Raw genomic sequence first — 8,511 nt, forward strand, 5'->3', positions numbered from 1 at the left:
GTCGCGCGCGACCGCCGTGACGCGCGCCTCCACGACGCCGTCGACGACGATGCTGCCCGCGTAAAGCGCGTCGCCTTGCGCCTTGTCGACGGGCAGGCTCTCGCCGGTGATGGGCGCCTGGTCGAGCGCGGCGCGGCCTGATTCGACGCGGGCATCGAGCGGCACGCGCTCGCCGGTGCGCACGCGGATGCGGCTATCGACGGCGACGTCGGCCACCGCCAGCGTGCGCCACTCGCCTTCGCTCCAGACGTCGGCCGTTTCGGGCGCGAGCGCGGTCAGCGAGCGGATCGCATTGCGCGCACGTTCGAGCGAGAGCGCCTCGATTTCCTCGGCGAGCGCGAACAGGAACACGACCATGGCCGCTTCCGACCATTTGCCGATGACGATCGCGCCGGCCACCGCCAGCGACATCAGGAAGTAGATGTTGATCGTGAAATTCTTGAGCGCAATCCAGCCCTTGCGCAGCGTCGGCAGCCCCGCGCAGAGCAGCGAAACGACGGCGCAGATCAGCACGGGCACGCCGGTTTCGTGGCCGGTGGTCCACGCGAGCACTTCCGCACCCGCGGCCGCGACGCCGCTTGCGGCAAGCAGCAGCTTCTGGCGCAGCGCGAGGCCGACGCCCGGCGTCGGGCCGGTAGAACCGGCGTTGGCATCATTGGCGAGCGGACGCGGCGCCATGTCGAGCGCGCGCAACGCGGATTCGAGCGGCTGCGCGTCGGGCAGACGGTGATAGACGGTCAACTCGCGCGCGAGCAGGTCGAAGTCGAGGCGCGCGACGCCCGGCATCGGTTCGAGCCGGTTGCGGATCAGCCGCTCCTCGGTCGGACAATCCATGTTGTCGATGCGATAGCGCGCGCGTTGCGTGCCTTCCGGTGCGGGCGCGAGCGCACGAAGACGTGCGGCGGGTGGTTGCGCGTCGGAGCCGTGGCAGCAGGACGAGGCGGCGTGATCGTGGGTGTGCGAATGGTCGTGGGCGTGGTCGTGTGCATGTGCGTGATCCGCATGATCATGATCATGGTCGTGCGAATGATCGTGACCCTCATCGTGCTCATGTCCGCCAGTCAGCGCCGTCGATGCGACCGTTGCCGCTTCGAACGCTACTTCGCCATGACTACCGTGATCGCCATGACAACCGCAGGCAGACTCACGATCGTGCCCCGATTGCTTCGACGCTGCGCCCGATGCCGCGCCTGCGCCGTCCGCGCCGTGCGTACCGGCGCGCGCCCGATAGCGGCGAGCGAGCACAAACCGCGACAAGAATGCCTGACCCATGGCCGAGTTCTCCCAAAGATGACAGAATCATTGGACAGCCTGTAGTCGCTACAGGGTCAAGCCATTTTTGGGAATTGCGACGATGAGAATCGGTGAACTGGCGCGCCACGCCCACTGCGACGTGGAAACCGTGCGCTTCTACGAGCGCGAGGGTTTGCTCGACGAACCCGCGCGCGAAACCAACGGCTACCGCAGCTATACGGCCGCGCACGCCGCGCAGCTGAACTTCATCCGCCATTGCCGTTCGCTGGGCATCGGTCTCGCGGACATCCGCACGCTGCGGCGCTTTCAGGCGGACCCAAGCCAGCCTTGCGACGAAGTAAACGATCTGATCGACAGCCAGATCGCGCGTATTCATCAGCAGATCGAATCGATGCGCACGCTCGAACAGCAACTGCGCACGCTGCGCGACAGTTGCCACGCGCACCACAGCAGCAGCGCCGAGTGCGGGATCATGAAAAATCTCGAGCAGCCGATCGACGAGGAAAACTGTTCGTGCCACGCGGACGCGCCGCTCGACGCCCAGACGCCTCACTCACACCATTCGAATCAGTCGCATCACTGATTCGCAGCGCGGACCCACGCCGCGCCAGAAGCCGGCAAGCACGCGCGACATCCTCATGCGCGCCGCCCGGAAACGTTGCGGGCGGCGCATGACGGCGAGATGGCCACTTCAGCGCATCACGGCGCCTTGGCAATCACTTCGGCGACCGTCGCCGTGAGCTTCTTCGCGTAGGGCACGTGCAGGAATTCGTTCGGTCCGTGCGCATTCGACTTCGGGCCGAGCACGCCGCACACCATGAACTGCGACTTCGGGAAGCCGGCCTGCAGCACGTTCATCAGCGGGATCGTGCCGCCCTGACCCAGATACGCGCAGTCGGCACCGAAATGCGTGCGCGAGGCGTCGTCGAGCGCGCCCGCCAGCCACGGCGCGAGATCGGGCGCGCTCCAGCCGTTGGCCGCGCCGGCGTCGGGCTTGAACGTGACCTTCGCGTTATACGGCGGGTCGAGTTCCAGCAGGGCCTTGAGTTCCGCCACGGCTTTCGACGCCTCCACGAGCGGCGGCAAGCGCAGCGAAAGCTTGAACGCCGTACGCGGACGCAGGACGTTGCCCGCGTCGGCCAGCGCGGGCAGACCCGCCGCGCCCGTCACGGACAGCGAAGGCCGCCACGTGGAGTCGAGCAGCGCCTGTTGCGGATCGCTCGTGGTGGGCAGCACGCGACGGCCATCCTGACCGCACGCCCACGGCATGCTCTTCCAGACGTTTTCGCCGAGAATCTGCGCCGTGGCCTGCGCCTCCGAAAGCCGCGTGGACGGAATCGCGCAATGGAAGCCCTTGGGCAGCAGCGTGCCGCTCGCGGCATCTTCGAGCCGCTCGAACAACTGGCGCATGATGCGGAAGCTCGACGGCGCGATGCCGCCATACGAACCCGAGTGAATGCCCTCTTCCAGCACTTCGACTTCCAGATCGCCCGAGACGAGCCCACGCAGCGAAGTCGTGAGCCAGAGCTGATCGTAATTGCCCGCGCCCGAGTCGAGACACACCACCAGCCCGACATCGCCGAGACGATCACGCAGCGCGTCGACATACGGCAACAGGTCGTAGCTGCCCGATTCCTCGCAGGTTTCGATGAGGCCCACGCAGCGCGGGCGCTCGATGCCCTGCGCGTCGAGCGCCGCCAGCGCGGTGACGCTCGCATAGATGGCATAGCCGTCGTCCGCGCCGCCGCGGCCATAGAGGCGGCCGTCTTCGAGCTTCGGCGTCCACGGACCGAGGTCGTTACGCCAGCCCGCGAACTCGGGCTGCTTGTCGAGGTGGCCGTAGAGCACGACGGTTTCGGTGCTGCCCGAACGCGTGGCGGGCGCCTCGAAGAAGATCACCGGCGTGCGGCCCGCCAGCCTGACGACTTCGAGCTTCAGACCGCGCACCGGCTGCTGCTCGGCCCATTGCGCCGCTTCCTGCACGACGCGCTCCAGATAACCGTGCTTCGCCCAGTCGGGATCGAACGCCGGACTCTTCGCCGGCACGGCGATGTAGTCCGTGAGCGCGGGCACGATTTCGTCGTTCCACTTGCGCTCGACGAAGGCGCGCAAGGCGTCGTGATCGAGTTGACGGGTGTCCTCTGTCGTGTCTGAGCTCATGGCGGGCATTCCTGCGAAGAAAAACCCGATGATAGACCCGAACAGGCATCAGACGGAGGGTTCGCCAAAAACGTTGGCCATCCGGCCAGGACGGATAGGCGCGCAAGCCCGATCCGCGCGACAATGGACCACCGGCGGCGCCCCTTCCACGGAGGATCGACCATGGCGAGCCATTCCCTCTTCGAGATCGTCGTGCTGCTCGCGGCGGTCGTGATCTACTTCCTGCCCGCGATGATCGCGGACCGGCGCGCGCGCCACGACCTGCTGACCATCGCGCTGTTCAATGCGGTGATCGGCTGGACCGTGCTGGGCTGGCTGCTCGCGCTCTACTGGGCGCTGCAGCCGAATCCGCCCAAGGACCTCGGCGGCAACGTCAAGGCGCGCAGCCGGCGTGTCGGCATGCTGCTGTTTTCGCGCCGCCTCGACGACCGCGTTCAGGCACGCGGCGCACGCCGCGACACCGACACCGCGCCCGGCAGCGGCCCCAGCGGCGAATCCAGAAACGCCGACCGCGAACGCTCGTCGCATTGAACATTGGATCGCGCCGTCACGAGGCCACGACACGGCCACGCCCTGGCCAGACGGCTAACGTCGAAGGAAGACCGCGCACACGGACGCGGCGCATGAAATAATCGGTCTATTGACGTTCGAGCAGCCTCAAGAACGCTCAAAGACGTTCAAGCGCGTTCGAGCCGTCGCCCTGGCACGGTTCGCGCGCGTCCCTCCCGCAACGCCACCCGCATGCCCACGGAGCCCGCCATGCCTCACATCGCCCCGCTGTTCGCCTTTGCCGCCGTCGCCCTCGGCATGGCGCTCACGCCCGGTCCCAACATGATCTATCTGATCTCGCGCTCGATCTGCCAGGGTCGCAAGGCGGGGCTCATTTCGCTCGGTGGCGTTGCGCTGGGCTTCATCTTCTATATGTTGTGCGCCGCTTTCGGCATCACCGCGCTGCTCATGGCCGTGCCGTTCGCTTACGACGCGCTGCGCCTCGGCGGCGCGCTCTATCTGGCCTGGCTCGCGTGGCAAACGCTCAAGCCGGGTGGCCGCTCGCCGTTCCAGGTGCGCGAACTCACGCCGGACCGTCCCAGCAAACTGTTCTTGATGGGTTTCGTCACGAATCTGCTGAATCCGAAGGTGGCAATCCTGTATCTCTCGCTGCTGCCGCAGTTCATCGACCCGTCGCGCGGCAGCGTGCTCACGCAGTCGATCGAACTCGGCACGGTGCAGATCGCACTGTCGGTCACGGTGAACGCCGCCGCCGCGATCACGGCCGGCACGATCGCATCGTTCCTGGCGCGTCGGCCGAAATGGCTTGTGATCCAGCGATATCTGATGGGGACGGTACTGGCCGGTCTGGCCGTGCGGATTGCCGCCGAAGGGCAACGTTAAGCCGCTGGGGTTAAGTCGCTGCAGTCAGGTCACTGAGCGGGCACGGCACACGCAAGGCGCCGGACCTGCGTTCAAGCTATACGCAAACGCGCCGCGAACGCGCGGCCTCGATCTCAGGCCGCGCGAGCAGCCGGCGGCATGCGCAGCTTCACGGAACCCGCGGGAATCGAGCGCGGCTCGATGCGGACCATGTCCTGCGCGAACATATCCTGACGCAGTTCGCCCTGTTCGTCGAACCATTGGCAGATCAGCCAGTGACCACTGGCGAAGCCCACCGGCCCCGCATACATCACCGTCATGCGCGGGCCACCCGACTTGAGGGTGACGACATCGCCAATGCCGGCCAGGACAATTGGCGGGCTTTCTGCAAGCGCTAGCGCTACGGTCGTATCAAGCATGATGTACCCCGGAAAAAGATCGGCCCATTGAAATCCCCGGAGCGGGCCTCGTGTCCCGCTTTGATGCCGCTTCGACGCCACTTTTCACAATAATGGCTTTTCGCGGCTATTAATGAGTTTGGCAAGACTATCAACCCGATTTAATCCGCGCAAGCAATTTTAACCGGACTACGGAAAACCCGTATTAGCGTTGCTCACCTGTCAGAACGGTCATCAATTTGCGTAATTGCAATACGCATTGCCGTGCGCATTGGAGCGCGCAGAAACTACCACCGGCCCGCGCCACAGGGCCATCTCATCAGGCAATTCATACCGTCCGGGGCAGCGCCGGCGCAAACAGTATTATTATTTCCGCGTCGCGGCGCTTTTTCACCGAGTTTCGCGCCGCGACAATCTGACCAAAATGCCGGCATTAACCATACAGTTCAAAATCGCGGCGCTCGTATACGTAAGGTAAAAATCGGGCTAAAAAAGACAGCTGAAAACGTTTCCCGAAAAACCGTCCGCTCGTTTTATTTTTTGCATATAGTGCGGGCAATTATTTACCGTTCACCGTTGTTTTTCAAATAACCATACGGTTTCAAGGCCGCTCGAAATATGGCTGTCACGCGGCAAGGGCCGCAAGCGTCGCAAGAACCGGCCTCAAAAAGCAAAACGCCCCGTCCGGTGAATCCGAACGGGGCGTCGCACAGCAGCCGGTAGCAGCCCGACCAGCCGACTGGCCTGATGAGCCGTCGCTTACTCGGCGAACGGCAGCGTGGTCTGGCCTTCGGCGCGCATGCCGAACACGTTGAGCGTCATCGCCACCAGCGCGTAGTAGCCGAGCAGGCCGACCAGGTTGATCGTCGTTTCGTGGCCGAAGCGCTCGACCGCGCGGGCGTAGGTGGCGTCGGAAACGCGCTTCGTGTCGTAAAGCTCGGTCGTGAACGCGTAGATCAGCGCGTCGTCGGCTTCGTCGAAAACCGGCTGCACGCCGCTGCGGATCTGCTCCGCAAGGGCTTCGGGCACGCCCGCCTTCAGCGCGATCGGATAGTGGATGAACCACTCGGCCTGCGCCTGCCAGCGCTGCGCCGTCACGAGAATCGCGAGTTCGGACAGACGCAGCGACAGGCCCGTGCTGTAACGGCAGAACGCGCCCAGACGCTGCGCATGCTGCGCCAGCTCCGGACTGTGAATCCAGCCGAGAAACGGCCCGTTCAGATTGCCGCGCGGGCCGGAGAGGATTTCGTCGAGCACGGCTTTCTGCTCGGGCGTCGCGGTCGCGGCATCGAAGGCCGGCAGCCGCGGGTTCTGGGATTGCGTCATCGATTGACTCCGATTGACTTCGGGTTGTCCGGTTGAGGTCGAAAAAGTATGCCGATTGCGCCACGCCGGATCACGCCATCGCGGCGCACCGGCGTGCGAACAGTCAGGCTGTCGTCGACGCAGGCGCCGTCACGCCCGTCGATGCCAGCGCCGCGCCGATCGCCGCCGCAAGCCGGTCCTCGATCGTATCGATCTCCTGCGCCGTGCAGATGAACGGCGGCGCGAGCAGCACGTGGTCGCCGTTACGGCCATCGACGGTCCCGCCCATCGGATACACCATCAGCCCGCGCGCGAACGCCTCGCGCTTGATCGCCGCATGCAGCTTGAGCGCCGGATCGAAGCTCGCCTTCGTTTCACGGTCCTTCACCAGCTCCACGCCGACGAACAGCCCGCGGCCGCGCACGTCGCCGATATACGGATGCTCGGCGTAACGCTCGCGCAAACGCGCGCGCAGTTGCTCGCCGCGCGCGAGCACGTTGTCGAGCAGTTTGTCCTCGGCGATCACGCGCTGCACTTCGAGCGCCGCCGCACAGGCCGTCGCATGGCCGATGTAAGTGTGGCCGTGCTGAAAGTAACCGCTGCCGCCCACGATGGTTTCATAGATGCGCGCGCTCACGAGCGTCGCGCCGATCGGCTGATAACCGGCGCCCAGACCCTTCGCGATGGTCAGCAGATCGGGCGCGACGCCGTCCTCCGCGCAGGCGTACAGCCAGCCCGTGCGGCCCATGCCCGACATGATCTCGTCGAGGATCAGCAGCACGCCGTAGCGATCGCACACCGCGCGGATCTTGCGGAAGTAGTCGCGCACCGGCGGCACCGCGCCGGCTGTCGCGCCGACCACCGTCTCCGCCACGAAGGCCGCGACGTTTTCCGCGCCGAGTTCGAGGATCTTCTGTTCGAGCTCATCGGCGAGACGTTGCGCGTAGGCTTCGTCGGTTTCGCCTTCGTGACGCTCGCGATACGCGTAGCACGGGCTCACGTGATGCGATTCGATCAGGATCGGCAGGAACGGCTCGCGTCGCCATGCGTTGCCGCCGATCGCCAGCGCGCCGAGCGTGTTGCCGTGATAGCTCTGGCGGCGCGCGATGAAATGACGGCGCGTCAGCTCGCCCTTCTCCACGAAGAACTGGCGCGCGAGCTTGAGCGCGGCCTCGATCGCCTCGGAACCGCCCGAGACGAAATAAACGTGATCGAGCCCTTCGGGCGCGTCCGCGATCAGGTGATCGGCGAGTTGCTCGGAGGCGTCGGTCGTGAAGAACGAAGTGTGCGCGTACGGCAGCTGCTGGGCCTGACGCTTGATCGCGTCGATCACGCGCTGGTTGCTGTGACCAAGGCACGACACGGCCGCGCCGCCGCTCGCGTCGATATAGCGCTTGCCGGTCGAATCGATGATCTCGATACCGTCGCCCGCCACTGCCACCGGCAGGGTCTGTTTGGGCATGCGATGAAAGACTTTGCTCATGTGCGGTCTCGCTGAATGGTGCGAAGTGATGCGATGAAATCGGGGAATGTTCGGACGCGCGTGTCAGATGCGCGCGATCTGCTGGCTCATGACGCGCTCGCCGCCTTGCCAGACGTCGAGTGCGACGCCGCGCGGCTCAATGCGCATGCAGGCCGTGGCGAGCGTGTTTTCGTCGTCGGGATCGTGCGGGTCGTCGCGGAAAATCGGCAGGCCCGCGCCGCCGCGGTCGTGCAACGTCTGCACGAAGGCCTCGCCGTCGGGATGCGCGCCGAGCGGCGGCAGCAGGTCCGCGAGCCGCGCCTGACGATCGCGCGACGAATCGGTGACGATCTGCGGCTCGCGCTCGCCATCCGGGTGATCCGCGTGAATCAGGTGATTGGCGTGGCCCCACGGCGCGCCGATTTCGACGACCGAGGCGCGCCGCGCCGTGGCCTCGACGCTGACGACGCGCACCGCGCCCGTTGCGTCGGTGCCGCCCAGCGTGTGGTGAAAACCGCTCGCGCGCGGCGTGTCGCGCAGCAATGCGAGCGCGGCGTCGAG

The 8,511-nt window shown here is 65.7% G+C and carries 9 protein-coding genes and 1 pseudogene; 4 read left to right on the forward strand and 6 right to left on the reverse strand.

The features are described from left to right. Window positions 1-834 (reverse strand): annotated as a pseudogene (locus tag G3N97_RS33610) (cation-transporting P-type ATPase); the annotation flags it as partial. 111 nt (window positions 835-945) lie between these two features. Here G3N97_RS33610 and G3N97_RS39810 point away from each other — a divergent pair. Both G3N97_RS39810 and cadR read left to right on the forward strand, forming a co-directional pair. Then, entirely contained in the window at window positions 946-1,317 is a 372-nt protein-coding gene (locus tag G3N97_RS39810; protein WP_241030999.1) for a hypothetical protein, read from the forward strand. A 37-nt stretch (window positions 1,318-1,354) separates the two neighbouring features. Further along, complete coding sequence (cadR, locus tag G3N97_RS33615; protein ID WP_205997199.1) at window positions 1,355-1,837, forward strand: Cd(II)/Pb(II)-responsive transcriptional regulator; 483 nt, start codon at window positions 1,355-1,357, stop codon at window positions 1,835-1,837. Window positions 1,838-1,953: 116 nt separating this feature from the next. On the opposite strand, the gene G3N97_RS33620 is transcribed toward cadR, so the two are convergent. Beyond that, on the reverse strand, window positions 1,954-3,414 hold the full coding sequence (locus tag G3N97_RS33620; protein WP_205997200.1) for a M20 family metallopeptidase: 1,461 nt from the start codon (window positions 3,412-3,414) through the stop codon (window positions 1,954-1,956). 162 nt (window positions 3,415-3,576) lie between these two features. Between G3N97_RS33620 and G3N97_RS33625 the strand changes: the two genes are divergently transcribed. Continuing rightward, window positions 3,577-3,945 (forward strand): superinfection immunity protein, encoded by a 369-nt coding sequence (locus tag G3N97_RS33625; protein ID WP_205997201.1) that lies wholly within the window; start codon window positions 3,577-3,579, stop codon window positions 3,943-3,945. Window positions 3,946-4,173: 228 nt separating this feature from the next. Further along, window positions 4,174-4,806: a LysE family translocator gene (locus G3N97_RS33630; RefSeq protein WP_205997202.1), complete on the forward strand. Its 633-nt coding sequence runs from the start codon at window positions 4,174-4,176 to the stop codon at window positions 4,804-4,806. Between the two features lie 113 nt (window positions 4,807-4,919). Here the strand turns inward: G3N97_RS33630 and G3N97_RS33635 are convergent, their stop codons facing one another. From G3N97_RS33635 to G3N97_RS33650, 4 genes are all read right to left on the reverse strand, one after another. Further along, window positions 4,920-5,204 carry a YodC family protein gene (locus G3N97_RS33635; RefSeq protein ID WP_205997203.1) on the reverse strand — a complete coding sequence of 95 codons (285 nt, stop codon included), beginning with the start codon at window positions 5,202-5,204 and terminating at the stop codon, window positions 4,920-4,922. Between the two features lie 738 nt (window positions 5,205-5,942). Further along, window positions 5,943-6,509 (reverse strand): carboxymuconolactone decarboxylase family protein, encoded by a 567-nt coding sequence (locus G3N97_RS33640; RefSeq protein ID WP_205997204.1) that lies wholly within the window; start codon window positions 6,507-6,509, stop codon window positions 5,943-5,945. A 103-nt stretch (window positions 6,510-6,612) separates the two neighbouring features. After that, the gene (locus tag G3N97_RS33645; protein WP_205997205.1) at window positions 6,613-7,971 is read right to left on the reverse strand and encodes an aspartate aminotransferase family protein; all 1,359 of its coding nucleotides are present in this window, start codon (window positions 7,969-7,971) and stop codon (window positions 6,613-6,615) included. A gap of 63 nt (window positions 7,972-8,034) precedes the next feature. After that, window positions 8,035-8,511, reverse strand: a 477-nt coding sequence (locus G3N97_RS33650) for a carcinine hydrolase/isopenicillin-N N-acyltransferase family protein (protein WP_241031000.1), incomplete at its 5' end; no start/stop codon positions are given.

The organism is Paraburkholderia sp. Ac-20347 (assembly GCF_017104805.1).
In the GTDB taxonomy this organism is placed as follows: domain Bacteria; phylum Pseudomonadota; class Gammaproteobacteria; order Burkholderiales; family Burkholderiaceae; genus Paraburkholderia; species Paraburkholderia tropica.